This is a genomic window from Streptomyces sp. NPDC001502 (assembly GCF_042894785.1).
Lineage (GTDB): Bacteria > Actinomycetota > Actinomycetes > Streptomycetales > Streptomycetaceae > Streptomyces > Streptomyces kutzneri.
The window spans coordinates 157,352-183,872 of the sequence record NZ_JBIAVW010000011.1; the positions used below are offsets into that span (position 1 = coordinate 157,352).

The window sequence follows — 26,521 nt, forward strand, 5'->3', positions numbered from 1 at the left end:
TCAGGAGGTCTGAGCCTTGTCGTAGGCCGCCTTCGCCTCGTTGCCGAAGTACGGGCCGTACATCCGGTTCGGCAGGAAGGTGTAGCCGAAGCTGTTCACCGAGACCTGGGTGCCCAGGCCCGTGGCCTCGTTGAAGTCCTGGAACCAGGGGCCGCCGCTGGAGCCGCCGGTCATGTTGCAGCCCAGGCCGTGGTCCTTGGTCAGCAGGAAGTCCTTGCCGCTGTTGCCGCTGCAGTAGACCAGCTTGGTGCCGTCGTACGGAGCCGCCGCGGGAAAGCCGAAGGAGTACATCTTCTTGTTGTAGCCGCCGTTGAAGGCGATGCCCTGGGCCCCGACCGTCTGGCTGAGGGTCTGTCCGTTCAGCGGGGCGACGACGGCGAGGCCGACGTCCATGTTCATGTCCTCGCTCGCGGCCCACTGGTCGGTGGCGAAGGTCTTGGTGGCCGACCACTGGCCGTATGGGGCGGAGCCGTTGTTGTAGGCGGGGACGAAGACCCAGTTCGTGTGCCAGGCCCCCTGGTACTTCACGCAGTGGCCGGCCGTGATGACGGTGCTGCCGTTGGCGCTGGTGACCGAGTCGCCGGAGCAGGATGCGGTCCGGTCGCCCATCGTGAAGAAGACGCGCCCCGAGGTCTTCACCACGGCGCCGCCGCCCGTCCAGGCGCCGCCCGCCTGCGGGAACGCCGTGGGGGACGCCGCCGCCGTCGGGGCGATGGTCGTGGGGGCCGACGACGTGGCGACCGGGGTGCGGGCCACGCCGGGCACCGCCGTCACGTCGAGCGGCGTGGCGCCGCGCATCCGCTCGGCGGTCCAGAAGCCGTGGGTGTGCTGTTGCCGGAAGGATGCCGGGGCATCCGCGGCGATCGAGGGGGTGGCCGCCGTCAGGGCGCCCGCGACCAGGGCGCCGGCCGCGAGCAGGACGGACAAGGCCGTGCGATGACGATTCACGCATGACTCCTTCTGCCGTGCCCGGGCCGGTTGGCGAAGCCGGGCAGGGTGGGGGTGAAGAGCGGTCGGTGCGGATCGGCTGTGCGCGGTTCGTGGTGCGTGGTGCGTTCGTGCGTCGTGCGGATTACCGGGCAGAGTGGCACGGGCGCGTCGCAATGTCAGCGGGCAGTCAGAACGTTCGGTCGGTTCCGGCCAGGAAATGGCCAACTCCCCGCCGTTGCGCCGCCATACGGCGCTGAACGGCGTCATACGGTGAGCATCACGCCCGCGTACGAAACTCCCGCCACGACCACCCACGCCCCCAGTCCCAGTGCCGCGGCCCGCCCGCCGGTTCGGGCCAGCGTCGGCAGGTGCACCGCGCTCCCCAGGCCGAACAGGGCAGCCGCCAGCAGGGCCTCCTGGGCGCTGTGCGCCCACTCCAGCGCCACGTCGGGCAGTACCCCGGTGGCGCGCAGCGCGGCCGCGGCCAGGAACCCGAGGACGAACAGCGGCACCGGCGCAGGCCTGCGGCCCGCGGCGGTGCGCACCCCGCGGCGCCGGGCCCGTACCGAGAAGGCCACGGCCGCCACCAGCGGGGCGAGCAGCGCCACGCGCATCAGCTTGACCAGGACCGCCTCGCCCAGGGCAGCGGGGCCCGCGGTCTGGGCGGTGGCCACGACCTGGCCGACGTCGTGGACCCCCGCGCCGACCCACCGCCCGAAGGCGGGGTCAGAGAGCCCCAACGGCCCCTGGAGCAGAGGGAGTATGGCTATGGCGAGTGTCCCGCAGAGGGTGACCAGTGCCACCGAGGCGGCCACGTCCTCCTCGTCACTGCCGGACACCTCGCTCACGGCTCCGATCGCCGAGGCGCCGCAGATCGAGTACCCGGTGGCGATCAACAGAGGCTGATCACCCGGGAGTCCCAGCCGGCGGCCCAGCCAGAGGGTGCCGAGGAAGGTGGCCGCCACCACGCCGACCACCATGGCCACGGTGGCCCATCCCAGCCGCAGCACCTGGTCCAGGCCCAGGCCGAGGCCCAGCAGGACGATGCCCATCCGCATGAGCCGGCGGCCGGCCAGGGAGAGTCCCGGGCGCGCGGCCGCGCGTACGAACGTCCGCAGGCCCGGCAGGTGCGCCACTGCGATGCCCAGCACCACCGATGCGGTCAGCATCGGCACGGCGGGCACGAGACGGTGGACGCACCAGGCCGTCAGCGCACCACCCGCAGCCATCGCCAACCCGGGCCACGGAGTCGGTGTTTCACGTGAAACATGCCTGACCGCCGTGCTCTGGGGACGGTGGAGGAGGGCCATCAGTCGACGGGAAGCGTGTAGACGCGACGGATGCTGGTGCCGAGCCGGGAGACGTCGGCGCCGTACACGTGCACCGATATCGCCTTGGTCGTACAGGAGTTGCGCACCTTGTGGATGTCGCCGGGCGGGGCGAACCCGCAGACGTCGCCCTGGGCGTTGACCACGTCCTCGGTGGCCACCAGCCGGGCGGGACCGGTGCCCGGCGCGAGACGGAAGCGGCGTTCGCTCTCCTCACCCTGGTGCACCCCGGCCACGCACCAGGACACGTGGTCGTGGATGCAGGTCTCCTGCCCGGGCAGCCACACCAGTGCCACCACGGAGAAGCTGCCGTCGGACTCGGCGTGCAGGATGTGCTGCCGGTACCGCTCCGGGTCACCTTCGCGCTGCGCCGGGGTGAGCAGGTCGGGCGCGCCCAGGTGCGGGGCGAGCCGCTCGCCCACCAGGTATGCGGTGAGGTCGGGAGCCAGCCCCCGCTCCACGACCGTACGGATCTCACTGACGAGGGCGGCCATCCTCGTGGTGGTACGGGCCGGCGTGGTGGTGGTCATATCGGCAGCGTGCTGCCGACTCTCCATCACGTCCAACGACAGTTATGACCTGAAATCCCAAGCAACGCTTATGGGTTGGTCAGCAGCCGACCCGGTTCGCCGCCACCTGTTTCAGCGCGTCGAGCACCACAGACGTTGCCGGGATCCGCAGATGGTCGCGGTAGACGTACGCGGCGATGTGCCGGCGCGCGGCGGGCTGGAGGGCCCGCCCGCAGACCCGGCTCAGCGAGAGGGAGGGCAGCACCAGCGCGGGCATCATCGCCACACCCAGCCCCTGTGCGACCAGGCTCTGCACGACCAGGTTGTCGTCGGTGGCGAAGCGGATGTCGGGCACGAAGCCCAGCTCCGCGCACTCGTGCAGCAGGTTCGCCCGGCAGCGCGGGCAGCCCGCGATCCACCGTTCCTCGGCGAGGTCGGCCAGGTGCACGGCACGGCGGCGGGCCAGCGGATGCCCGGTCGGGAGCAGCACCGTCAGCTGGTCCTCCAGCAGCCTGACCTCGGCGACCTCCTCCGGGATCTCCTCGTGCAGGCCGGGATAGGTGAAGGCCAGGGTGATGTCGCACTCCCCGCGCTCCAGCCGGCGCAGCGACTCGGGGGGCTCGCCTTCCAGCAGTTCCACCTGTATGCCTGGATGGTCCTTGGCCAGGCCGCTCAGGGCCTCGGGGACCAGGGTGACATTGGCGCTGGGGAAGCCGCACAGCCTGACCCGGCCGGTGCGCAGCCGGGCGTACGCCCTCAGCTGGGCCTCGGCGGCGGAGAGGTTGCCGAGGATGGTCTCGGCGTGCCGTGACAGGGACTCCCCGGCCTCGGTGAGCTGCATCTTGCGGCCCACGCGGGTGAACAGCGGGGTCCCGACGGCGCGTTCGAGCGCCTTCATCTGCTGGGTGATGGCGGGCTGGGTGTACCCCAGCACGCGGGCGGCGGCCGAGTACGACCCGGAGGCGACCACCGCGTGAAAGGTCCGTATGTGCCGAGAATCGAACACCACCGAAGCATAAGCGGACGTTGGAGGGGCCGTAGGCGGAATCCCGCCTACGGCCCCTCCTCTTCGGGCCGCCGCCGCGACCGGTGGTGCTCGGGTACTGCTACTTGTCGCCGACCCGCGAGCCGAGCGTGATGTCGACCGTGGTCGGCTTGCCGCCGCGCAGGTAGGTCAGCTTCACGGTGTCGCCGGGCTTGTACGTCCAGATCATGCTGATCAGGGTCGGGCCGCTGTCGACCGGCTTGCCACCGAACTCGGTGATGACGTCACCGGGCTTGAGGCCCGCCTTGCCGGCCGGACCGTTCGGGTCGACCAGTTCGTTGGCGGCCCCGCCCTGCTCGGAGATCTTGGCGCCCTCGGACTTGGCCTGGAGGTCGACCGAGACCGAGATCACCGGGTAGACCGGCTTGCCCGTCTTGATCAGCGATTCGGCGACGTTCTTCGCCTGGTTGACCGGGATGGCGAAGCCGAGGCCGATGGAGCCGGCCTGGCCGCCGCCGAAGCCGCCGTTGCCCGCCGACTGGATCGCGGAGTTGATGCCGATGACCGCGCCGCGTCCGTCGAGCAGCGGACCGCCCGAGTTGCCCGGGTTGATCGAGGCGTCCGTCTGGAGGGCGCTCATGTACGAGTTCTTGCTGCCGCTGCCGTCTCCGGAGGCGACCGGGCGGTTCTTGGCGCTCACGATGCCGGTGGTGACCGTGTTGGACAGGCCGAAGGGGGCGCCGATCGCGATGGTCGAGTCGCCGACCGCGACCTTGTCGGAGTCACCGAGGGGCAGCGGCTTGAGGCCGGCCGGCGGGCTCTTCAGCTTGAGGACGGCGACGTCGTAGCCCTGGGCACGGCCCACGACCTCGGCGTCGTACCGCTTGCCGTCGGAGAACGTCGCGAAGAGCTTGCCGCCGTTCGCGGCGGAGGCCACGACGTGGTTGTTGGTGAGGATGTGGCCCTGCTGGTCGTAGACGAACCCGGTGCCGGTGCCGCCCTCGCCGTCGCCGGCCGAGGCCTCGATGGTGACCACGCTGGGCAGGGCGCCCGCAGCCAGACCGGCGATGGAGCCGGCCTCGCGCTTGAGGTCCTTGGGGGTGTTCGCGGCGCTGATCGTGGTGGAGCCGGTGCCGTCGTTGCTGCGCTGGGCGGCCCAGTAGCCGACGCCGCCGCCGATGCCGCCCGCGAGGAGGGCCGCCACGAGCACGCCCGCGATCAGGCCGCCCCTGCCCTTCGGCTTGGGCGCGGGGGCACCGTCGGTGGTCAGGGGAGCGCCCCAGGCTCCGCCGCCGTGGCCGCCCGCTCCGTACGTCGGCACCGTGGGCGGCGGGGGCGGCCAGCCCTCGGCTCCGTGCGCGGCCGGGGCGGGAGGCTGGCCGTAGGCGGGGGGCGTCTGTGCGGGAGCCTGACCGTAGGCCGGGGGCGCCTGTGCGGGCGGGATCTGCTGGGTGGGCTCGGTGCCGGGCGCCGGGGTCGGCGGCAGCTGCTGGGTCGCCTGCTCGCCGACGGCGGGCGCGGGGGCCGCATCCTGCGTCTCGGAGGCCGGAGCAGGGGGTACGGACGGGGCCGCGGGGGGTGTCGGGGCCGCGGTGCCCTCGTTCTCGGTGCTCACAGCGCTCTCTCCTCGTCACACACGGCTTCGGAAAATTCTCTGGCGATATCGGTCCGACTGAACGTTCGACGTGCCGCACAAGTTCCTGGGCAAAGCCTTTCCCATGACCCGTCAGAGCACTGTAAGCCGGACCTGTGCATCTCTCCCCATTCTTTATATCCGACATTTCGGATGCACTCTCGGGGCCGACCCCGACGCCCGGGCACCTCTCGGTGGCACCATGACCCGGTGACCCACGCAATGCCGCGCACCATCCAGGTCGTCGCCCACCGCGGCGCCTCGGAGGATGCCCCCGAGCACACCCTGGCCGCCTACCGCAAGGCCATCGAGGACGGCGCCGACGGCCTCGAATGCGATGTCCGGCTGACCGCGGACGGCCATCTGGTCCTGGTCCACGACCGCCGCGTGAACCGCACCTCGAACGGCCGCGGGGCCGTCTCCGCCCTGGAACTGGCCGATCTCGCCGCCCTCGACTTCGGTTCCTGGAAGGACCGCGAGGAGTCCCCGGACTGGGACGCGGACCCCGAGCGCACCTCCGTCCTCACCCTGGAGCGCCTGCTGGAGCTGGTCTCCGACGCCGGACGGCCCGTGCAGCTCGCGATCGAGACGAAGCATCCGACCCGCTGGGCCGGACAGGTGGAGGAGCGCCTCCTCGTCCTCCTCAAGCGCTTCGGCCTGGACGCCCCGCCCGCCGAGGGTCCGCACCCGGTGCGGGTCATGAGCTTCTCCGCGCGCTCCCTGCACCGGATCCGGGCATCCGCGCCGACGATCCCGACCGTGTACCTGATGCAGTTCATCTCACCCCGGATGCGGGACGGGCGGCTGCCGGCCGGCGTGACGATCGCCGGCCCCGGGATGCGGATCGTGCGCAACCACCCCGGCTTCATCCAGAAGCTCCAGGGCGCGGGCCACTCCGTGCACGTATGGACAGTGAACGAACCGGAAGACGTTCAGCTCTGCGCTGATCTGGGCGTGGAAGCAATCATCACGAACAGACCCCGCCAAGTTCTGTCCCAACTCGGGCGCTGAAGTCCCTTTTTGCACACCCGCCACCCCCAACTCGTTCGTTACAGGGTGTGCTCCGGCGCATTCGCTCCGCATTCGTCCGGCATGAATGCGTCAGAGGGGCCCGCTTCGGGCTCCTTCGGCGGTTTCCGGTCCAGGCCATTGGGGCATCCAGACCATGCGTGGGGCTAAGGAGGTTCCGGGGGTGGCGTTGGTGGTGGCACAAGAAGTGCCCACGTCGTCGTGCATGGACGTACGCCATGGTCCTGCGGGCGTGGGCGAGGCGCGACACCGGATGCGCGAGCAACTGCGTATCAGCGGGGTGCCCGAATCGGTCGTGGACGATGCCGTACTGATCCTTTCCGAACTGCTCAGCAACGCCTGCCGACATGGCAGGCCGCTCGGCGCTCGGGAAGTCGGGGACGGGGAGATACGCGCCGCATGGCGCGTCGACAGAGCGGGACGGCTGACGGTCGAGGTCACGGACGGAGGCGGGCCCACCCGCCCGGTTCCTGCCACACCCTCGGTCACCGCACGGGGCGGCCGGGGGCTGAACATCATCAGCGCCCTGGCCCAGGACTGGGGTGTCCGGGACGGAGCGGCGGGTGAGGTCACCGTGTGGGTGATCGTTGCCTGTGGGCCCCGGCACGAGGATTTCGCTACGCGCGTTGCGCCCCCGGCGATCGACTTCAGTACGGCATTCGACGACCTCGATCCCTGAACCCGGGATCCCGACCGCACGACAGCACGACAGCAGTACCGGTCATCCGCACAGGCGGCCGTCCGGGAGCGCACGCCGACCGTGCTCCCGGCCGCACCCAACCGGTTCCGGCGGTACGAACGGCTAGGCTCGCGCCCAGACACGACGCCGTACCGCCGCAACCGGGAGACACGCACGATGGCCAAGAAGCGCCCCGCAGCCAAGACTGCAAAGCCGCAGCTCAACAACGGTGAGATCCCCGTCGTGGGCGCCCGCGAGCCCTGTCCCTGCGGATCCGGCCGCCGCTACAAGGCCTGCCACGGCGCAGCCGCCGCGCACGCCGTCACCGAGCACGTGCGGCGCCCGTTCGAGGGACTGCCGGGCGAGTGCGACTGGGTCGCGCTGCGCGAACTGGTGCCCGCCGCCACCGTCCCGCTGTCCCTCAAGGGCGGCCTGCCCGAGGGCGTTCCCTCCGTCACGCTGGTGACCGTACTGCCCATGGCGTGGCCGGCGCTGCGCCGTGAGGACGGGTCCGTCCTCCTCGGCCTGCAGAACGACTCGTCCTCCGGAGACCTCGGCCGCGACATGGCCGACACCCTGGAACGCGCCCTCGTGGCGGAGCCCGGTACGCCGGTCGCCGCCCGCCGGGTTCCCGCCGAGGGTCCCCGACTTCAGGATCTCCTGGACGCCGACGGCGGTTTCGAGCCGGTTGTGCACACCGGGTTCGAATTCTGGATTCCGGAATCCGAGAGCGCCCAGAACGCCTCGCCGGAGATCGCCGCCTCGCTGGAGCGCGCCAACGCGGCCGCCATTCCCACCGTCAAGCTGACCGGCGTGGACGCCGCCTACTGGTGCGAGACGCCGGACAAGAACCACCTGCGCTGGGTCATGCCGCACCCCGAGGAGAAGCTGCTCGACGCCCTCGCGCGGCTGCACGCGGCCGGCACGTCCTCGCTCGGCGAGGGCACGAAGCTCGTCGGCTCCTTCCGCGCCCACGGCCTGATGGTCCCCGTCTGGGACCTGCCCACCGGGGTCACGGCCGACGACGTGGAGAAGCCCGCGGCGGAGTTCGCGGAGCGGCTGGCCGGGGCTCTGGCCACGGACGCCCCGCTGACCACGGAGGAGCGCCGGGCACGCGGCGGACTCACCAACCGCCAGGTGACGCTCAGCTGACGGAGCGCCCGCGCGGAGACGGTGACCGGAGTCACAACTCCCGCTAATCGTCTGCAAATCGGTGTCTGAATATCGGAGATCGAATTTGCGAACAGGCGATCTCTTGTTACCGTTCTTGTAGCCCGGTCGCTGGTGCATCCCCCGTCGCCAGCGACCGGGCCCTTGATTTCCAGGGTGCGATCAACCGTCACCCGGTGCCGGTGAGTTGCTCCCGGACCTCAAGAGCAGTTCCCCTTCATCATCCGGAACTGCAAACTCCGCTACGGCCGAGTAACTCTCCGGATCGCCTGCCGAGGCCTCCTTCGGCGTCTCGCACAGGCCAGGTTCGTCGCCCGCGCCCACCGCACACCGGATCTGGACCGTGCGCCCGGCCGGACCCATCACCGTCAGCACGGCATCCAGTGCGCGACCACTTGTGTTCCGGTAGTAACTCCGGCCCCACGTCTGGCCCTCACCGACCAGCACGCAGGTCTGTGCCTCCACCCCGTGCGGCGAGGACAGTTCGGGCCCGCAGCGGGAATCCGTACGGGGCTGCTCGGCCGGGCCGGGCTGCTGCGGGCCGGCCGTCGGCGCCGAGCGCGCGGGCGCTGCGGGGGATGTGCGGGAGGAGTCCGAAAGCCCGAGCGCCGAGAACAGGCCGCCGCCCTTTCCGTCGTCCTGACCGGCAAAATCCGGCCCGGCGATCGCCCCGGCGAGCGGGAGCGACAAGATGATCAGCACACCGGCGCCGATACCGATCAGGCGGAGATTCATTCGCCGAAGATAGCGAGGAGGGAATGGGGCACGGAGATCCCCGCGCCCAATTCCCTTGGAAACTCGTCCTGCCGACACCCGTACGAGTGATCCCGGCATGCCCGGCAGGTCAGTACGCGAGCCTGCTGCCACCGCCGGGCGCACCGCTGCTGGCCTCGACCAGCGCGTCCACGACCGCCTCGATCTCGGGCAGCCAGAGGTTTCCCGCCTGCGCCTGCGCCTGCGCCGACCGTGCCTGCGGGGGCCGCGCCTGCGCAGACCGTGCCCGCGGCCGCTGCGCCGCCGACTGCGCCCGCGGCTCCCGTTCCCAGCGCACCTGGCCACCGCTGGATGCGGCGGAGGGCGGCAGCAACAGGTAGCCGCCCTCCCCGTGGAAGCGCAGGGAGGAGGGCACGTGGTCCTTCGCGTACAGGAGTTCGCCGAGCCGCTCCAGCGAGTAGGGCGCCACCAGCAACGCCCAACGGGTGGGCGTTGCCACGACCGGACCGAGCCGCATGCCTTGCGCGTCCAGTCGTACGAGGGCGCGCGCGGCCGCGCCGGCCGGCAGGCTCACCGCGCACGGGGCGGTCCCGCCGGTGGCCATCAGAACCGGGGCGGCGGGCCGGTTGGTCCACCACCAGGCCACCATCCGGGGGTCGGTGGTGGCGGCGAGCAGTCCGGGGTCGAAGGGATGCGCGCCGGGGACGGCGCAGTCGGGGTCGGGGCAGGCGCATCGCTTGCCGTCGGTGCCGGACCGGCCGGCGCCGGGCAGGACGGGCCACTGCCAGGTAGTGGCGCAGACGAGCGCCGCGTCGAGGAGAGCGGACGTGCTGCCGCTCTGTCCCGGGTCGGGGCGCAGGGATTGAAAGCGATCGCGGAGCCGCTGGAGACGCCTTCCGAGGATCTCGCGCATGTGCGCTCGTTCCTTTCCGTTGAACGCCGAGGGCCACATCACACCATGTAACCGGTGTCTCACCACACGTACAGGTTTCGCGTCACTGTCCGCCAGAAGCAGGTTCACACGGTTCGTGCAGTTTTCTTACAGGTCCATCAAACGTCCCGCGGGGGTGGAGCGCGACCCGCGCCGGCCACCGAGACCGGCGGCCGCCGCTAAGGACGACGGCCCGTGCCGGGTGGTTCCCGGCAGCGCCAACTGGCCGCGCACATCACCGAGTACGTACCCGAGGCCCCTGCGGAGCCCGCTCAGTCGATCGCAAAAACCGACTGCTTCCAGCTTTTTCCGGCCAAGTTCTAGCCTTGGCTCGACAGTGAGTTGCCGTCCCACGGACACCAGGATTCCCACCTGGGCAATGCTGGACATGCATCCACGTGTGCGTGTAGATGTGGATTCCTTGATGGCGGCGCAGCACGATCTGGGGGTTTGCGATGCTATTTGGCGAATCGCACCAGGTGGAAAGGCGGACGCCATGAGCGCCCCGCATCTGCCGAAAGTGGCTGGAATCGATCCAGCAGCAACCGCGTCGCCGCACACTGCGGCGCCCGCGCCCGTCCGAAGCGCCCCCGTACCGGCCCCGCCGCCCGGCGGCCCGGGCAGTGTCATCCAGGACCGGCTGGCGGGCATGGTCTCGGACCTCACCACCCTGCACGAGCTCACCGAGCGCCTCGCCCGCGCCAGTGACCTCGACACCTCGCTGCGCGAATTCCTGCGTGCCGGAGCCGCGCTCGTCGGCGCCCGCCGCGGCCTGATCGTCCTGGAGCCCTCCGACGGACTCGGCCCGACCAGCACGATCGGCCTCGGGCTCGGCCACGCGGAGCTCGGCCACATCGAGACCGTGCCGCGCAGCGCCACCTCCTACGGGCGGATCCTCGAAGGCCTGCCCGACGCCCAGGGCGGCTCCGAGTTCCTCCCCGAACCAGGTGCGCCCCCCGGAGCCGGAGGTTTCGCCGCCCCCGTGGACCCCCGCCACCGTGAGGTCGCCGCCCGTCTCGGCTACGCCGCGAGCTACTCTCTCCCCCTCACCGCCGAGGCCACCGGCCGACTCGGTGCGGCCGTCTGGCTCTACGACGAGCAGGCCGAGCCGAGCGACCGCCAGCGCGACCTCGCCGGGCTGTACGTGCGGCACGCCGCCGAGCACCTGGCCCGGATGCTGGAGGTGGAACGCTCCCGCACGCACCTGGCCACCGTCTCCGAGGAACTGCTGCCGAGCCGGCTCCCCCGGATCCCCGGGGTACAGCTCGCGGCCCGCCACCACACGGGGCCGCTCGGCGGGGGCGACTGGTACGACGCCCTGCCGCTGCCCGAGGGCGCCCTGGGGCTGGCCGTCGGCTCGGTCACCGGATCCGGGCCGAGCGCCGTCGCCGCGATGGGGCGGCTGCGCGCATCGCTGCGCGCCTACGCCGTCATGGAGGGCGAGGACCCCGTAGCGGTCCTGTCCGACCTGGAGCTGCTGCTGCGCCTCACCGAGCCTGCCCGCGCCGCCACCGCGCTCTTCGCCTACTGCGAACCCGCCGGGGGGCCGAATGCGGAGGGCCAGGGCAGCAAGATCATTCTGGCCGGTGCCGGGCACACCCCGCCGCTGCTGATCGGCGAGCACCGCACCGAGTACGTGGAGACCTCGCTCTCCGCGCCCCTGGGCATGCTGTCCTGCTGGGAGGCGCCGAGCGTGGAGATCGAACCCGCACCCGGAGAAACGGTGCTTCTCTACACCGACGGGCTGCTGCACCACACGGGCGACCCGATGGACCGGGCCTACGCCCGGCTGCACGCCGCGGCCGCGGGGGTCCCCCGCAGCGTCCGCGAGGACCCGGCGGCCCTGTGCGAGCACATCCTGCGGACCGTACTACCCGGCGGGAAGCCGACCGACGCCCCCGAGGACATCGTGCTGCTCGCGGCCCGGTTCGAATGACGCCCGGAGCATGTTCCGAATCGTGACGGACGGCACGATTCGGAACACGCTCTCTCCGCACACGCATACGATGGATGCGGTCCACACCCAGGTCCGTACCGTCGTAGCTGAGGAGAAGACGTGGCTGACGAGCTCACCCCGGAGACCCCGGAAGAAGAGCAGCCCAAGAAGACGCACAAGCAGCGCAAGAACGGTCTGTACCCGGGCGTCAGCGACGAACTCGCGGAGAACATGCGCAGCGGCTGGGCCGACACCGAGCTGCACGGACTGGAGCCCATCGCCCAGGCCGCGCACACCCTCGCCCGCCGCGACGCGCTGTCCCGGCGCTTCCCGGGCGAGCGCCTCGTCATCCCCGCCGGCCGCCTGAAGACCCGCTCGAACGACACCGAGTACCCCTTCCGGGCCTCGACCGAGTACGCCTACCTCACCGGCGACCAGACCGAGAACGGCGTCCTGGTCCTGGAGCCCACCGGGCCGACCGGTCACACCGCGACCGTCTACCTGCTGCCGCGCTCCGACCGGGAGAACGGCGAGTTCTGGCTGTCCGGCCAGGGCGAGCTGTGGGTCGGCCGCCGGCACTCCCTCACCGAGGCCGAGCAGCTCCTGGGCATCCCCGCGCAGGACGTCCGCAAGCTCGCCGAGGCCCTCACCGAGGCCGAGGGCCCGGTCCGCGCCGTGCGCGGCCACGACTCGGTGATCGAGTCCGCCCTCACCGACAAGGTGACCAAGGAGCGCGACGAGGAACTGCGCGTCTACCTCTCCGAGGCCCGCGCCGTGAAGGACGCGTTCGAGATCGGCGAGCTGCAGAAGGCCGTCGACTCCACCGTCCGCGGCTTCGAGGACGTCGTGAAGGTCCTGGACAAGGCCGAGGCCACGTCCGAGCGCTACATCGAGGGCACCTTCTTCCTGCGCGCCCGGGTCGAGGGCAACGACGTCGGCTACGGCTCCATCTGCGCCGCCGGCCCGCACGCCTGCACCCTGCACTGGGTCCGCAACGACGGCGACGTCCGCTCCGGTGACCTGCTGCTGCTCGACGCCGGTGTGGAGACCCACTCCCTCTACACCGCCGACGTCACGCGCACGCTGCCGATCAACGGCACGTACACCGACATCCAGCGCAAGATCTACGACGCGGTCTACGAGTCCCAGGAAGCCGGCATCGCCGCGGTGAAGCCGGGCGCGAAGTTCCGCGACTTCCACGACGCCTCGCAGCACGTGCTGGCCGAGAAGCTCGTCGAGTGGGGCCTGTTGGAGGGCCCGGTCGAGCGGGTCCTGGAGCTGGGCCTGCAGCGCCGCTGGACCCTGCACGGCACCGGCCACATGCTCGGCATGGACGTCCACGACTGCGCGGCCGCGCGCACCGAGGCGTACGTCGACGGCACGCTGGAGCCGGGCGTGTGCCTGACCGTGGAGCCGGGTCTCTACTTCCAGGCGGACGACCTGACGGTGCCCGAGGAGTACCGCGGCATCGGCGTCCGGATCGAGGACGACATCCTCGTCACCGAGGACGGCAACCGGAACCTGTCCGCCGGGCTGCCCCGCACCTCGACCGAGGTCGAGGCCTGGATGGCGCGCCTGAAGGGCTGACGCCTGCGCCTTGCGTACCGGTGGGCGGGATTCCCGTAAGGGGTCCCGCCCATCGGCGTTCCCAGGACACCCACGACGCCCACACCTACGACACCTATGAGGCCGACAACGCCTACGACACCTTCAGCAGCGCGTCGTCGCGCCACTTCAGCATCTTGTCGAAGCTCACCACCGCGCCGCGGCCCGGCCGGTTGCGGAAGCGGACGTGGTCGGCGAGTTCGGCGATCAGGTGCAGGCCCCGGCCGTGTTCGGCCAGGGAGGGTCTGCGGCGGGCCACCGTCGCGGGCGGGAACCCCGGACCGGAGTCGGTCACCTCGATACGGCAGCAATCCCCGTCCAGATAGGCCGTGACGTGGTACGCCTCGGTATCGTCCGGGATTTCGCCACCCCCGCCGTGCTCCACGGCGTTCGCACACGCCTCGCTCAGCGCCACCGAGAGATCGAAGGAGATGTCCGGGTCCACCCCCGCGGTCTCCATCGTCCCCAGCAGCAGTCGCCTGGCGAGCGGCACGCTCGCGGCTTCGCGCCTCAAGTGGAGAGACCACCAGATGCTCATACGGTTACGTATTGCCGCCCGCGAGGGGGCGTAAGCGCCCTGCGGCCGTCCGAGACCTCAATACGCCCGTCCGGCCGACGCGGCCCTCCCAAGGAGCGGTGTATGCGGTTGCCCTCGGCGGACTCGGACGGTCCTCGCACAGAGGACTCATGCGGACCTTCCGGACCTGCCGTATGAAGGGCATGAACGCAGTGCGATGATGGCCCGGCCATGTCTGACCCCCACGCGACGCACGCCGGAGCCGGCCTCCGGCTGATCCGGGCCGCGGTGTTCACCGCGGTCTGTGTCGTGCTGTCCGCGACCGGTCACGCCCTGGCGTCCTGCACCACCGTGCCCTGGTGGTCGCTCTGTCTCGGCTTCCTCGCCGTCTTCACGGTTGCCGCTCCGCTCGCGGGCCGTCGGCGGTCGCTGCCCGGCATCGCCGCCGGGCTCGCCGCCGGACAACTCGGCCTGCATGCGATGTTCGGTCTCGGCCAGCACAGCGCCGCGGCCGCGCAGGCACCGGCCGGCTCCGCCGACGCCTCGCTCGCCGAGCTCGCCGCGCGGCTGGTGTGCGGGGGGAACTCCGTACCGCTCAGCCCGGCCGACGCCCGGCAGATCCTGGAGGCCGCCGGCCTGGACCCGGCCGCCCTCGCCGGGCAGACGGCACAGGCCGGGCAGGTCGTGGCGCAGGGGCACGGCGCGCACGTGGCCCGGGCCGTCACCGAGGCGCCCGCGACCGGCCTGTTCAGCCCGGCCATGCTGGCCGGCCACCTGCTGGCGGCACTCGCCGCGGGCTGGCTGCTCGGCCGCGGCGACGCCGCGCTCTTCCGGCTGGTCGAGTTGTCCCGCCGCTCCGCCGAAGCCGCCCCGATGCGCCCGCTGCGCGCCGCACTGGCCTTCGTACGCGCCCTCGGCGCCGGGCTCCCGGGCTCGGCCACCCGTACCCCGCAGGACCCGCGGACCGGGTCCGACCCCGCCCTCTGCACGGGGCGGGAAGCACTCCAGCACACGGTGATCCGGCGCGGCCCACCCGTGGCACTCGCCCTCGCAGCCTGACGCGGCACCCTCCTTCCCGGACACAGAGCGGGATACCGGTGCCGCGAACTCCGCGCGCGCCCGTGCGCGGAGCCATCGCCACCACTGCTTCCGTGGAGTGTTCCTGCCATGAAGACCTCTCGCGTCTCCCTCGCCGCCGCCATCGCCGCCGGTTCCGTCCTCGTCCTCTCCGGCCCTGCCTTCGCGCACGTCGGCGTGCAGCCCGCGGGCGAGGCGGCCAAGGGCGGCTACGCGACGATCAACTTCAAGGTCCCCAACGAGCGGGACAACGCGTCGACCACCCAGCTGGAGGTCAACTTCCCGATCGACCAGCCGCTCAGCTCCGTGATGCCGCAGGACGTTCCCGGCTGGACCGTGAAGGTCGAGACGAGCGACCTCGCCACGCCGCTCACCGTGCACGGCAAGCAGATCACCAAGGCCGTCACCAAGGTGACCTGGTCCGGCGGCAAGATCGAGCCCGGGAAGTTCCAGCAGTTCCCGCTCTCCGTGGGCAAGCTGCCCGAGAGCGCCGACCAGATGGTCTTCAAGTCCATCCAGACGTACGACAACGGCGAGGTCGTCCGCTGGATCGAGGAGGCCAAGGAAGGCGCCGCGGAGCCGCAGAACCCCGCGCCCGTCCTGAAGCTGACCGCCCCCAAGGGCGACGACCACCACGGCAGCGGTGCGAAGGCCGACGAGCCGAAGAACGCCGACAAGGACGCCGAGCACGGCCACGACAAGGCCGCCGCCGATCACGGCTCCGACACCACCGCGCGCGTCCTCGGCATCGCCGGCATCGTCGTCGGACTCGGCGGTGTCGCCTTCGGCATCGCCTCGCGCCGCCGCTCCGCCTGACCTGCCGCGCCCATCGGCGCTGCCGTTCCGAAACGTCCGTAGCATCCCCGATCCCAGGGACATTTCTTCATGCGCACCACACGTGTGACGGTCGCCGCGCTGCTCGCGGCGGCCGCACTCACCCTCACCGCCTGCGGCGGTGAGCCCGCCAAGACCGGCGGAGTCACCCAGATCTCCGGCGGTCAGAGCACCGCCAAGGCCGCGACCCTCCTGGACCGCCCCTTCACCAAGCCGGAGCTCGTCCTCACGGACACCACCGGCAACCCGTGGAACCTGCGCGAGCAGACCAAGGGCAAGCCGACCCTCATCTACTTCGGCTACACCAGCTGCCCCGACGTGTGCCCGCTGACGATGAGCAACATCGCCGTCGCCAGGAAGGCACTCCCCAAGGCCGACCAGGACAACCTCCAGGTCGTCTTCGTCACCACCGACCCCGAGAGGGACACTCCCGAGTCCCTCGGCGCGTGGCTCAAGTCGCAGGACCCGTCCTTCATCGGACTCACCGGGAACTTCGCGACCATCCAGGCCGCCGCACGCACGCTCGGCATCGGCATCGAGGCCGCCACGACGGGGCCCGACGGCAAGCCCGTCTCCATGCACGGCGCCCAGGTCATCGCGTTCTCACCCAAGACCGACGAGGGGTACGTCCTCTACGGCGAGAGCACCACCGTCGACGACTACACCAAGGACCTGCCGAAGCTCATCAAGGGGGAGAACCCGTGAACGCCCGCACCACCCGCACTCTCGCCGCCGCCCTCTCCCTGACGGCAGTGCTCGCCATATCCGGCTGCTCCGGCGAGGCCGAGCCGAAGATGGCCGTCAGCGGTGCCTTCATGCCCCAGCCCGTGAACGACAAGATGGCCGGCGCGTTCATGGTCATCAAGAACGGCTCCGAGACCGCCGACAAGCTCACCGGCGTCACCTCCTCGCTCTCCGACGATCTCCAGATCCACGAGACCAAGGACCAGAAGATGCAGCAGGTCCAGTCGATGGACGTGCCGGCGAACGGCGAGCTCCGGCTGGAGCGCGGCGGCAACCACATCATGTTCATGGGGCTCAAGAGCACTCCCAAGGTCGGCGAGAAGGTCACCGTCGAGCTCCGCTTCGAGAAGGCCGCTCCGGTCAAGGTCGAGCTGGACGTGAAGGACCGGACGTACAACCCGTCCGGCAACGCCCACTGACGCACCGAGGAGCTGACACGCCATGACGGCCACCGCCCCCGCCCCATCCACGGCCCGCGCCCGTGCCACGGCAGTCCTGCCGCGGCTCGCGCTGGTCCTCGCAGCTCTGCTGGCGACCCTGTTCACCGCGGCCTCACCGGCCACGGCGCACGCCGCACTCACCGCGAGCGACCCCAAGGACGGGGCGGTGGTCGCCACGGCGCCCGCCCAGGTCACGCTCTCCTTCTCGGAGCAGGTCGCCCTGGGCGACGACTCCATCCGCGTGCTCGATCCCCAGGGCAAACGCGTGGACACCGGTGAACTGCGCGACATGTGCAGCGGGAACACCGTCCGCTACGGCACCGCGCTGCACACGGGGCTGCCGGACGGCACCTACACCGTCGCCTGGCAGGCCGTCTCGGCCGACAGCCACCCGATCTCCGGCGCCTTCACCTTCTCCATCGGCGCGCCCTCGGCCACCGATGTCACCCTGCCCGCCACGCAGGCGGGCGGCGGGCCCGTCGGGATCGCGTACGGGATCGCCCGCTACGCCGCCTACGCCGGGTTCACCGTCCTCGTGGGCGGCGCCGCCTTCATCCTGTTGTGCTGGCGCAGGGGCGCCGCCGAACGACCGCTCCAGAAGCTCGTCGTGCGCGCCTGGGTCACCCTGACCGCCGCCACCCTCGCCATGCTGGTGCTGCGGACCCCGTACACGGGGTCCGGCAACTTCTCCGATGTCTTCGATCTCGACGGGCTCCGGGCCGTCCTGCAGACCAAGACCGGGGCCTCGCTCGTTTCCAGGCTGCTCCTGCTGGGCGCGGCCGCCCTCTTCGTCGCGGTCCTCTTCGGCGTCTACGCGCGCCGCGTGGCGGGCCTCGGACCCGATGAAGCCGACCGGGCCGAGGGGGAGAACGACGGGTCCGACGAGACCGAGGGGGCCGAGGGGGCCGAGAGGCCGGACGACACCAGCGATCTCACCTTCGGGCTGGCCATAGGCGGCGCCGTCGTGTCCGGCGGTATCGCCGCCACCTGGGCCCTTTCGGAGCACGCCTCCACCGGGATCCAGCCCGGTATCGCCATGCCGGCCGACATCCTGCACCTGATGGCCGTCGCCACGTGGCTCGGTGGTCTCGCCGCGCTGCTCGTCACCCTCCACAAGGTCCCCGGGATCGAGCGCGCGGCCGTCCGGCGCTTCTCACGGGTCGCCTTCGTCAGTGTCCTGGTGCTCGCCGTCACCGGCGTCTACCAGTCCTGGCGCCAGCTCGGCAGCTGGTCCGCCCTCACGGGCACCGAGTACGGGCAGCTGCTGCTCCTGAAGATCGGCCTGGTCGCCGTCCTCCTCGGCATCGCCTTCGTCTCCCGCAGGTGGACAGCGCGGCTCGCCGATGCCCCGGCGGACGCCTCGGACGCCACGACCGCCGCCGCCGGGCGGACCTCGGACGATGTTTCACGTGAAACGGCCTCCGGCGCCGGCTCGGAAGGCTCCGGTGTTTCACGTGAAACAGAGCCCGTGCCCGTGCCCGTCCCTGCGGACCCGGAGCGCGCCGCCCAGCTCGCCCGGCAGCGAGCCGCACGCGAGAGCGCGCTGGAAAAGCGGGTGCGGGACGCCGACCCGGACCGCGCCGGCCTGCGCCGCTCGGTCCTCGCCGAGGCGGCCATCGCCGTGATCCTGCTCGCCGTCACCACCGTGCTCACCAGCACCGAGCCCGGGCGGACCGTGGAACAGGAGACGGGCCGTGGCTCCACCGCCACCGCCGTCCCCGACCGGGCCGTCAAGATCACCCTGCCCTTCGACACCGGCGGTGCGAACGGCAAGGGCTCCGTCCGGCTCGAACTCGACCCGGGACGGGTCGGCGCGAACACCCTGCACCTCTGGTCCGACTCCGCCGACGGCACCCCCTTGGACCTCCCCGAGATCAAGGTCGCCTTCACCCTTCCCGCCAAGGACATCGGCCCCCTGCCGCTCGTCCCCGAGCAGGCGGCCCCCGGGCACTGGACCGCATCCGGTGTCCAGCTGCCGCTCGCCGGTGAGTGGCGTATCGACGTGACCGTCCGTACCTCCGACATCGACCAAACCACCGTCCAGAAGACCGTGAAGATCGGCTGACCAGCGTGACCGAGAGCAACCCCGACATCGAGATCTCCCGGCGCAGGCTGCTGGGTACCGTCGGCGCCGCAGGCGCCGTCGGAATCGCCCTCGGAGCGACGGGCGGCGCCCTGGCGCACTCCGCACTGGAGGACTCCGGGAGCGGCTCCGCCCCCGGCGCGACCGGCAGTCCGGCCTCCCTGGGCGCCACCCAGGTGGCGTTCCACGGAGACCACCAGGCCGGCATCACCACCCCGCTGCAGGCCAAGGGACACCTGGTCGCCTTCGACCTCACCGCCGGGGCGGGCCGTACGGAGGCCGCCGCGCTGCTGCGGCGCTGGTCCGACACCGCCCGGCGGCTGATGGCGGGCGAGCCTGCCTCGACCTCCGACAGCGGGATCGCCCTGGACGCCGGCCCGTCCTCCCTCACCGTCACCTTCGGCTTCGGTCACTCCTTCTTCGAGCGCACCGGCCTCACCGCCCGCCGTCCCGCCGCCCTCGACCCGCTGCCGGACTTCTCCTCGGACCGGCTGGACGCCCAGCGCAGCAACGGCGACCTGTGGGTCCAGATCGGTGCCGACGACGGTCTCGTCGCCTTCCATGCCCTGCGTGCCCTGCAGAAGGACGCCGGGGAGGCCGCCCGCGTCCGCTGGCAGATGAACGGCTTCAACCGGTCTCCCGGCGCCACCGGCACCCCGATGACCGCCCGCAACCTGATGGGCCAGGTCGACGGCACCGGCAACCCGAAGCCCTCGGAGCCCGACTTCGACAAGCGGATCTTCGTTCCCGGCGCGGGCCCCGGGCCGGCCGAACACGCCTGGATGGCCGGGGGCTCGTACGCCGTCGTCCGGCGCATCCGCATGCTCCTCGACGACTGGGACAAGCAGTCCCTCGCCCAGCAGGAGCAGGTCATCGGCCGCACGAAGGCCACCGGCGCCCCCCTGACCGGCGGCGGCGAGACCACCGAGATGGCGCTCGACAAGCTCGGCGCCGACGGGAAGCCCGTCATCCCGTCCAATGCCCATGCCCGGATCTCCGCCCCCGAGCAGAACGGCGGGGCCGCCATGCTGCGGCGGCCCTTCTCCTTCCACGACGGGATCGGCCCGGACGGCGCCCCCGACGCGGGGCTCCTCTTCGTCTGCTGGCAGGCCGATCCGCTGCGCGGATTCGTACCCGTACAGCGCAAGCTCGACCGCGGCGACGCGCTGTCGGCGTTCATCCGGCACGAGTCCAGCGGGCTGTACGCGGTTCCGCCCGGCCCCCGCAGCGGCGAGTACGTGGGGCAGCGGCTGCTCGAAGGATGAACAGCGATCCGGCGGGCGGCACCCCGGCATTAGGCTGATCGCATGTCAGCCACCCGCTTCACGTATCTCGGTCCCGAGGGCACCTTCACCGAGGCCGCCCTGCGCACCCTGCCGGAAGCCGCGACCCGGGAACTGGTCCCGATGGTGTCGGTCCCGGCCGCTCTGGACGCCGTGCGCAACGGCGAGGCGGCCGCTGCCCTCGTCCCGATCGAGAACTCGGTGGAGGGCGGGGTCACCGCCACCCTCGACGAGCTGGCCTCGGGCGAACCGCTGATGATCTACCGCGAGGTGCTGCTGCCCATCACCTTCGCGCTGCTCGTGCGGCCCGGGACCGCCCTGTCGGACGTCAAGACCGTCACCGGGCACCCGGTCGCCCAGCCGCAGGTGCGCAACTGGCTGCGGGCGAACCTGCCCGACGCGGTGTGGGAGTCGGCCGCCTCGAACGCCGACGGCGCCCGGCTGGTCCAGGAGGGACGCTTCGACGCCGCCTTCGCGGGCGAGTTCGCCGCCGCCACCTACGGGCTCGTCCCGCTGGTGACCGAGATCCATGACGCGGAGAACGCCGAGACCCGGTTCGTGCTGGTGGGACGCCCGGCCCGGCCGGCCGCGCCGACCGGTGCGGACAAGACCTCCGTCGTGCTGTGGCTCGGCGACGACCACCCCGGTGCGCTGCTGGAGCTCCTTCAGGAGTTCGCGGTCCGCGGGGTGAACCTGATGCTGATCCAGTCCCGTCCGACCGGGCAGGGCATCGGCAACTACTGCTTCGCCGTCGACGCCGAGGGCCACATCTCCGACCGGCGGGTCAGCGAGGCGCTCATGGGCCTCAAGCGGACCTGCCCCCAGGTCCGCTTCCTCGGGTCCTACCCGCGGGCCGGTGTCGCTCAGAGTGATGTCCGGGCTCCTCGGCCCGGGACCTCCGACGGTGACTTCACGGCCGCCTCCGACTGGCTGGGGCGTTGCCTCGACGGGCGGGCGTAGGACGTCGTCCACTGTCCACAGAGTTATCCACAGGCGGAGATGGGGACCTGGGGACAAGTCGACAGAACGGCACGACAAGGTCGACAAATCGCCCGGGTGGCTCAGGTTTCGCTCTGGGGAGCGGGAGGTGAACGGTGTCACCCCCGTATCGCCGATCAACTCTTTGGGGCGAGTCATTCCCACCCGAATGAGTGTGTGAGGGTGGTTTGAACCCTGATTCGTCCCGGCCATCCACCGATCAGGAATGATCTATTCCTGTGTCCACAGAGACGGCACACAGCCTGTGGATAAGATCCGGCCCGCGGCAATTCCTGTGGACAAGAAGCCCCTCCGGGCCTGCTCAGGGCCCGCTCGACCGCCGGCATTCTGCCCCTTTTCGGGGAATGGGACCGCTTTTATTGACGCTCCGAGAAGGGCCACTTCCGGTCAGCCGTCAAGACTTATCCATTCGTTGCAATTGGGACATAGCGACACGCAGCGTGATATCGGTGTGATCCCAGGAAGCGTAGCCCGGTAGCCTGGAGGGGTGATTGACCTCCGGCTGCTCCGTGAAGACCCTGACCGTGTCCGCGCCTCGCAGCGCGCCCGTGGAGAGGACGTCGAACTCGTCGACGCACTGCTCTCCGCCGACGAGCGCCGCAGGTCCTCCGGCATGCGCTTCGACGAACTGCGCAATGAGCAGAAGTCGCTCGGCAAGCTCATCCCCAAGGCCTCTCCCGAGGAGCGGGCCGAGCTGCTGAAGAAGGCCGAACAGCTCAAGCAGGACGTCAAGGCCGCCGAGGCCGAGCAGAACGAGGCCGACGAAGCCGCCAAGCAGCTTCTCCTCCAGCTCGGCAACATCGTGCACGAGGACGTCCCGGTCGGCGGCGAAGAGGACTTCACCGTCCTGGAGACGCACGGCACCATCCGGGACTTCGCCACCGAGGGCTTCGAGCCCAAGGACCACCTGGAGCTCGGCGAGCTGCTGGGCGCCATCGACGTCGAGCGCGGTGCCAAGGTCTCCGGCTCGCGCTTCTACTACCTGACCGGTGTGGGCGCCCTGCTGGAGCTGGCGCTGGTGAACGCGGCCATCGCCCAGGCCACCGAGGCCGGCTTCATCCCGATGCTGACCCCGGCGCTGGTCCGCCCGCGCGCCATGGAGGGCACCGGCTTCCTCGGCCAGGCCGCCGAGAACGTGTATCACCTGGAGAAGGACGACTTCTACCTGGTCGGCACCTCCGAGGTCCCCCTCGCCGCGTACCACATGGACGAGATCATCGACGCCGAGAAGCTGCCGCTGCGGTACGCGGGCTTCTCCCCGTGCTTCCGCCGCGAAGCCGGTACATACGGCAAGGACACCCGCGGCATCTTCCGCGTCCACCAGTTCGACAAGGTCGAGATGTTCTCGTACGTCGCGCCGGAGGAGGCCGAGGCCGAGCACCAGCGGCTCCTGGAATGGGAGAAGCAGTGGCTGACCAGCCTGGAGCTGCCGTTCCAGGTGATCGACGTCGCCACCGGTGACCTGGGCTCCTCCGCCTCGCGCAAGTTCGACTGCGAGGCGTGGATCCCCACCCAGGGCAAGTACCGCGAGCTGACCTCCGCCTCGAACTGCGACAGCTTCCAGGCCCGCCGCCTGTCGATCCGCTACCGCGACGGCAAGAAGACCCAGCCGCTGTCCACGCTGAACGGCACGCTGTGCGCCGTACCGCGCACGATCGTCGCGATCCTCGAGAACCACCAGCAGGCCGATGGTTCGGTACGGGTGCCCCCGGTGCTCCGTCCCTACCTCGGCGGCCGCGAGGTCCTGGAGCCGATCACCAAGTGAGCCCGGCCCCGTTCCCGTACAAGCTCGTCGCGACCGATCTCGACGGCACGCTGCTGCGCGGCGACGACACCGTCTCGGAACGCACCCGTGAAGCGCTCGTCGCGGCCACCGCGGCGGGCGCGGCGCACATCATCGTCACCGGTCGGGCCGTTCCCTGGACACGGCACGTACTGGACGATCTCAACTACAAGGGGATCGCCGTCTGCGGGCAGGGCGCACAGGTCTACGACGCGGGTGCGCACCGGCTGCTGACCTCGGTGACGCTGGACCGGCAGCTGGCCGGTCTGGCGCTGTCGAAGCTGGAGGCCGAGATCGGTCCGCTGGCCCTGGCGGCCAGCCGGGACGGGGTGGACGGCGAGGTCCTGTTCGGGCCCGGGTACCAGGTGCAGGAAGGCCTTCCGGCCATCTACCTGGACGACACCAAGGCGCTCTGGACGGCTCCGCTGAACAAGCTCTACATCCAGCACCCCGAGCTGGACGACGACGCGCTCGTCAAGGTGGCCCGGGAGACCGTGGGCAGCCTGGTCGACATCGTCATGGCGGGTCCCGGCATAGTCGAGATCCTGCCGCTGGGGCTGACCAAGGCCACGGGCCTGTCGCTGGCCGCGCGCCGGCTGGGAGTGAAGGCGGCGCAGACGATCGCCTTCGGTGACATGCCCAACGACATCCCGATGTTCGGCTGGGCCGCGCACGGGGTGGCGATGGCCAATGCCCATGCCGAGCTCAAGGCCGTGGCCGACGAGGTGACGACCTCCAACGAGGAGGACGGCATCGCGGTGGTGCTGGAGCGTCTGCTGGGCGCCGCGTAGCGCGCACGGCGAAGGAGAGGTCCGGGACAGCCCGCGCCGCGAGGCGCGCTCGAAGTGGCTGCCCCGGACCTTTTGTTGCTCCCCGCACGACTCACTCTGCACCCGGCGCAGGTCCCTTACCAGCGAATTTCCGCGCATCAGCCGTGGACCCGGCGGCGGCGCCAGTAGGCGACGGTGAGGATGCCCAGGAGCGGGCCCCAGAGCAACAGCGGCGCGTAGGACAGGTCGAAGATCCGCAGGGCGAGCCCGGTGGGGGCATCGGGATTCGCGGCGTTGGTCTCGCTCCAGGTCCAGGCGCCCAGGACCGTGATGCCGGTGAGCGCGATTGCGCCCAGCGCCGCGGGAACCACCGCCACCAGGGGGTGGATCCGGCGTCCGCCCAGTACGGGGATCCAGGCGGGCACCTGCTCGCCCCAGCGCTGGACCAGACCGAGGCTCAACAGGCCCAGGCACTCCTGCAGGACGCAGACGAAGATGAGGACCAGGGACCCGGGACCCGGGTAGTACGAGTGGTGCATATCGCTGCCCGGGCCCCAGCCCATGGGAATGCCGACCGCGATCGCGAGCCGCCACACGCAGCTGGGAAGCACGGTCAGCGAGGTGAGCCGGGCGAGCCGGCGAAGCCGCGGGGAGACTCCGGGCACGGCTTGCGAGGCGCGAACGACGGTGTTGGAGGTCATCTGCCAAGTCCTTTGCAGGGGCTGCCGGTTGATGACTCAAGCCTGGTCGGGCGAGGCTTTCGAAACCATCCGCCGATCAGCAGGCCGGCGGGTCCCATGACGTCGGCGCTGCTCTGCCGATCGGCAGATGGCCGGTCTCCGGGGTTCGCTCGTAGGGTCGGGTCATGACCGTCAACCTCCGTGCCGTCTATGCCCCGTTACTGGCCCTTGCCGGCGCCGTCGGCCTCCTCGCGGTGTTCCTGGGTGCACCCCCGGCGTGGTTGCTGATCTGGGTGGGTCTGCTGCTGCCGCTGCTGGCCCTGGTGGCCCGCTGGTCCCCGGTGCGTTCGGGGTCCGTCGCGGCCTCGCTGGGCGTGACGGCCGTCGCGGTGTGGCCGGTACCGCTGATGTGGGGGACGGCGTCGTGGCTGGAGGTCTGCGGGGCGGCGGCGTTCTGGGCGGTGCCCGCGCTCGGGGCCCTGGCGGCCGGGGGATATCTGCGCCGTCAGGCGAGCCGGATGCGCCAGGCCGTCCGGGACGGCCGGCGCGACCAGCAGCTGGAACTGGCCCGGGATCTGCACGACTTCGTGGCGCACGACGTGAGCGCCATCGTGGTGCAGGCCCAGGCGGCCAGGTTCGTGGCGGACAAGGACCCCGAGCAGGCGGTCCGCGCGCTGGAGCGGATCGAGGCGGCGGGGCTCGGGGCGCTCGCCTCGATGGACCGGACGGTGCACGCGCTGCGGGAGGCGGCTGGTGCGCGGTCCGCCTCGGTCCCCGGGACCTCGGAGCTGCCGGAGCTGGTGGAGCGGTTCGAGGGCGGGGTGCTGGAGGCCGATCCGGCGGCGGTCAGGGAGTTGTCACGGGAGGCGGACACCACGGCCTACCGGGTGGCTGTCGAGGCCCTGACGAACGTACGCCGGCACGCGCCCGGGGCGGCGGTCGTACGGGTGCGCCTGCTCCGGGCCGCAGAGGGGATCGAACTGAGCGTGGCCAACTCCGCGCCGGCCCGTGGCGCGGGCGGGCTGAGGGGACTGGGGCTGCGGCGGCGGAGCGGAACCGGGCTGGCCGGGCTGCACGGCAGGGTGGAGGCGGCGGGCGGGACGCTGCAGGCCGGGGCGAGCGCCGACGGCGGGTGGCGGGTTTGCGCCGTCTTCCCGGCGCAGGAGCACACCCTCGGGTGATCATGGCGGCGTGACCACACGCATCCTGATAGCCGACGACCAAGAGGACATTCGCAGCGGTTTCCGGCTGATCCTCGATTCACAGCCGGACATGACCGTGGTGGGGGAGGCCGCGGACGGGGAGAGCGCGGTGGCGCTGGCCCGGGAACTGCGGCCCGATGTGGTGCTGGCGGACATCCGGATGCCGCGGCTCGACGGGCTGGAGGTGACCCGGCTGCTGGCGCCGCAGACGCGGGTGATGGTGGTGACCACCTTCGACCTGGACGAGTACGTGCACACCGCGCTGCGCAACGGCGCCTGCGGCTTTCTGCTGAAGCGGTCCGGGCCTGCGCTGCTCATCGAGGGGGTGCGGGCGGCGATGGCGGGGGACACGCTGATCAGTCCGCAGATCACGGTGCGGCTGCTGAGCCGGCTGACGCAGGCGGGTCCGGTCTCCCGTCCGGTGGCGCATCCGCTGACGGAGCGGGAGGTGGAGATCGTGCGCCTGGTGGCGCGGGGGCTCACCAACGCCGAGATCGGCGCGGAACTGTTCATCAGCGCGGGGACGGCCAAGACCCACATCGCGAACGTCCAGGCCAAGCTGGGGGCCCGCAACCGGGTCGGAATCGCCGCCTGGGCCTGGGAGCACGGTGTCGCCACAGCGGAACCGGAGGCCGAGGCGGGCTAGTGCTGTGACCGGAA

The 26,521-nt window shown here is 71.3% G+C and carries 24 protein-coding genes and 1 pseudogene; 16 read left to right on the top strand and 9 right to left on the bottom strand.

All coding sequences use genetic code 11. The features are described 5' to 3' along the window. From ACFY0D_RS21330 to ACFY0D_RS21350, 5 genes are all read right to left on the bottom strand, one after another. Positions 1-948: a trypsin-like serine peptidase gene (locus tag ACFY0D_RS21330; protein ID WP_390799691.1), complete on the bottom strand. Its 948-nt coding sequence runs from the start codon at positions 946-948 to the stop codon at positions 1-3. A gap of 245 nt (positions 949-1,193) precedes the next feature. Further along, the gene (locus tag ACFY0D_RS21335) at positions 1,194-2,240 is read right to left on the bottom strand and encodes a YeiH family protein (RefSeq protein WP_390799692.1); all 1,047 of its coding nucleotides are present in this window, start codon (positions 2,238-2,240) and stop codon (positions 1,194-1,196) included. Beyond that, positions 2,240-2,788 (bottom strand): cysteine dioxygenase, encoded by a 549-nt coding sequence (locus ACFY0D_RS21340; RefSeq protein WP_390799693.1) that lies wholly within the window; start codon positions 2,786-2,788, stop codon positions 2,240-2,242. Before ACFY0D_RS21340 ends, ACFY0D_RS21335 begins: the two co-directional genes overlap by 1 nt. Before the next feature lie 79 nt (positions 2,789-2,867). Continuing rightward, the gene (locus tag ACFY0D_RS21345; RefSeq protein WP_390799694.1) at positions 2,868-3,773 is read right to left on the bottom strand and encodes a LysR family transcriptional regulator; all 906 of its coding nucleotides are present in this window, start codon (positions 3,771-3,773) and stop codon (positions 2,868-2,870) included. A gap of 100 nt (positions 3,774-3,873) precedes the next feature. Beyond that, positions 3,874-5,367: a trypsin-like peptidase domain-containing protein gene (locus tag ACFY0D_RS21350; RefSeq protein ID WP_390799695.1), complete on the bottom strand. Its 1,494-nt coding sequence runs from the start codon at positions 5,365-5,367 to the stop codon at positions 3,874-3,876. Positions 5,368-5,607: 240 nt separating this feature from the next. Here ACFY0D_RS21350 and ACFY0D_RS21355 point away from each other — a divergent pair, with 240 nt between their 5' ends. The 3 genes and pseudogenes from ACFY0D_RS21355 (at position 5,608) to ACFY0D_RS21365 (ending at position 8,245) form a co-directional block, all read left to right on the top strand. Then, entirely contained in the window at positions 5,608-6,396 is a 789-nt protein-coding gene (locus ACFY0D_RS21355; protein WP_390799766.1) for a glycerophosphodiester phosphodiesterase, read from the top strand. A 59-nt stretch (positions 6,397-6,455) separates the two neighbouring features. Then, a pseudogene (locus ACFY0D_RS21360) lies at positions 6,456-7,093 on the top strand (ATP-binding protein). A 177-nt stretch (positions 7,094-7,270) separates the two neighbouring features. After that, positions 7,271-8,245, top strand: coding sequence for a DUF5926 family protein (locus ACFY0D_RS21365; RefSeq protein ID WP_301369169.1), 975 nt, complete (start codon positions 7,271-7,273; stop codon positions 8,243-8,245). Positions 8,246-8,425: 180 nt separating this feature from the next. Here ACFY0D_RS21365 and ACFY0D_RS21370 read toward each other — a convergent pair whose 3' ends face one another. Next, complete coding sequence (locus ACFY0D_RS21370; protein WP_351150579.1) at positions 8,426-8,998, bottom strand: hypothetical protein; 573 nt, start codon at positions 8,996-8,998, stop codon at positions 8,426-8,428. 109 nt (positions 8,999-9,107) lie between these two features. Continuing rightward, complete coding sequence (locus ACFY0D_RS21375; RefSeq protein ID WP_390799696.1) at positions 9,108-9,890, bottom strand: bifunctional DNA primase/polymerase; 783 nt, start codon at positions 9,888-9,890, stop codon at positions 9,108-9,110. Positions 9,891-10,287: 397 nt separating this feature from the next. Here ACFY0D_RS21375 and ACFY0D_RS21380 point away from each other — a divergent pair, with 397 nt between their 5' ends. Further along, positions 10,288-11,844: a PP2C family protein-serine/threonine phosphatase gene (locus tag ACFY0D_RS21380; protein ID WP_390799697.1), complete on the top strand. Its 1,557-nt coding sequence runs from the start codon at positions 10,288-10,290 to the stop codon at positions 11,842-11,844. Between the two features lie 120 nt (positions 11,845-11,964). Continuing rightward, positions 11,965-13,431: an aminopeptidase P family protein gene (locus tag ACFY0D_RS21385; protein WP_390799698.1), complete on the top strand. Its 1,467-nt coding sequence runs from the start codon at positions 11,965-11,967 to the stop codon at positions 13,429-13,431. Between the two features lie 112 nt (positions 13,432-13,543). On the opposite strand, the gene ACFY0D_RS21390 is transcribed toward ACFY0D_RS21385, so the two are convergent. Then, positions 13,544-13,987: an ATP-binding protein gene (locus tag ACFY0D_RS21390; RefSeq protein WP_109779343.1), complete on the bottom strand. Its 444-nt coding sequence runs from the start codon at positions 13,985-13,987 to the stop codon at positions 13,544-13,546. Positions 13,988-14,197: 210 nt separating this feature from the next. Between ACFY0D_RS21390 and ACFY0D_RS21395 the strand changes: the two genes are divergently transcribed. The 9 genes from ACFY0D_RS21395 (at position 14,198) to ACFY0D_RS21435 (ending at position 24,000) form a co-directional block, all read left to right on the top strand. Then, positions 14,198-15,025: a hypothetical protein gene (locus ACFY0D_RS21395; RefSeq protein WP_390799699.1), complete on the top strand. Its 828-nt coding sequence runs from the start codon at positions 14,198-14,200 to the stop codon at positions 15,023-15,025. 108 nt (positions 15,026-15,133) lie between these two features. After that, a complete protein-coding gene (locus ACFY0D_RS21400) occupies positions 15,134-15,859 on the top strand; it encodes a YcnI family protein (RefSeq protein ID WP_390799700.1) in 726 nt (241 codons plus the stop codon). 69 nt (positions 15,860-15,928) lie between these two features. Next, positions 15,929-16,582 (top strand): SCO family protein, encoded by a 654-nt coding sequence (locus ACFY0D_RS21405; protein ID WP_390799701.1) that lies wholly within the window; start codon positions 15,929-15,931, stop codon positions 16,580-16,582. After that, on the top strand, positions 16,579-17,040 hold the full coding sequence (locus ACFY0D_RS21410; protein ID WP_390799702.1) for a copper chaperone PCu(A)C: 462 nt from the start codon (positions 16,579-16,581) through the stop codon (positions 17,038-17,040). The genes ACFY0D_RS21405 and ACFY0D_RS21410 overlap by 4 nt, the downstream gene beginning before the upstream one ends. Before the next feature lie 22 nt (positions 17,041-17,062). Next, the gene (locus ACFY0D_RS21415; protein ID WP_390799703.1) at positions 17,063-19,126 is read left to right on the top strand and encodes a copper resistance CopC/CopD family protein; all 2,064 of its coding nucleotides are present in this window, start codon (positions 17,063-17,065) and stop codon (positions 19,124-19,126) included. Continuing rightward, a complete protein-coding gene (gene efeB, locus ACFY0D_RS21420; RefSeq protein ID WP_390799767.1) occupies positions 19,123-20,409 on the top strand; it encodes an iron uptake transporter deferrochelatase/peroxidase subunit in 1,287 nt (428 codons plus the stop codon). Before ACFY0D_RS21415 ends, efeB begins: the two co-directional genes overlap by 4 nt. 42 nt (positions 20,410-20,451) lie before the next feature. Next, a complete protein-coding gene (gene pheA / locus ACFY0D_RS21425; RefSeq protein ID WP_030713748.1) occupies positions 20,452-21,387 on the top strand; it encodes a prephenate dehydratase in 936 nt (311 codons plus the stop codon). 526 nt (positions 21,388-21,913) lie between these two features. Next, a complete protein-coding gene (gene serS / locus ACFY0D_RS21430) occupies positions 21,914-23,191 on the top strand; it encodes a serine--tRNA ligase (protein WP_390799704.1) in 1,278 nt (425 codons plus the stop codon). Beyond that, on the top strand, positions 23,188-24,000 hold the full coding sequence (locus ACFY0D_RS21435) for an HAD family hydrolase (protein ID WP_390799705.1): 813 nt from the start codon (positions 23,188-23,190) through the stop codon (positions 23,998-24,000). Before serS ends, ACFY0D_RS21435 begins: the two co-directional genes overlap by 4 nt. Before the next feature lie 137 nt (positions 24,001-24,137). On the opposite strand, the gene ACFY0D_RS21440 is transcribed toward ACFY0D_RS21435, so the two are convergent. Beyond that, entirely contained in the window at positions 24,138-24,680 is a 543-nt protein-coding gene (locus ACFY0D_RS21440) for a hypothetical protein (protein ID WP_390799706.1), read from the bottom strand. Between the two features lie 164 nt (positions 24,681-24,844). Between ACFY0D_RS21440 and ACFY0D_RS21445 the strand changes: the two genes are divergently transcribed. Both ACFY0D_RS21445 and ACFY0D_RS21450 read left to right on the top strand, forming a co-directional pair. After that, entirely contained in the window at positions 24,845-25,840 is a 996-nt protein-coding gene (locus ACFY0D_RS21445) for a sensor histidine kinase (protein ID WP_390799707.1), read from the top strand. Positions 25,841-25,850: 10 nt separating this feature from the next. Beyond that, complete coding sequence (locus ACFY0D_RS21450; RefSeq protein WP_390799708.1) at positions 25,851-26,507, top strand: response regulator; 657 nt, start codon at positions 25,851-25,853, stop codon at positions 26,505-26,507. Positions 26,508-26,521 lie beyond the last annotated feature (14 nt).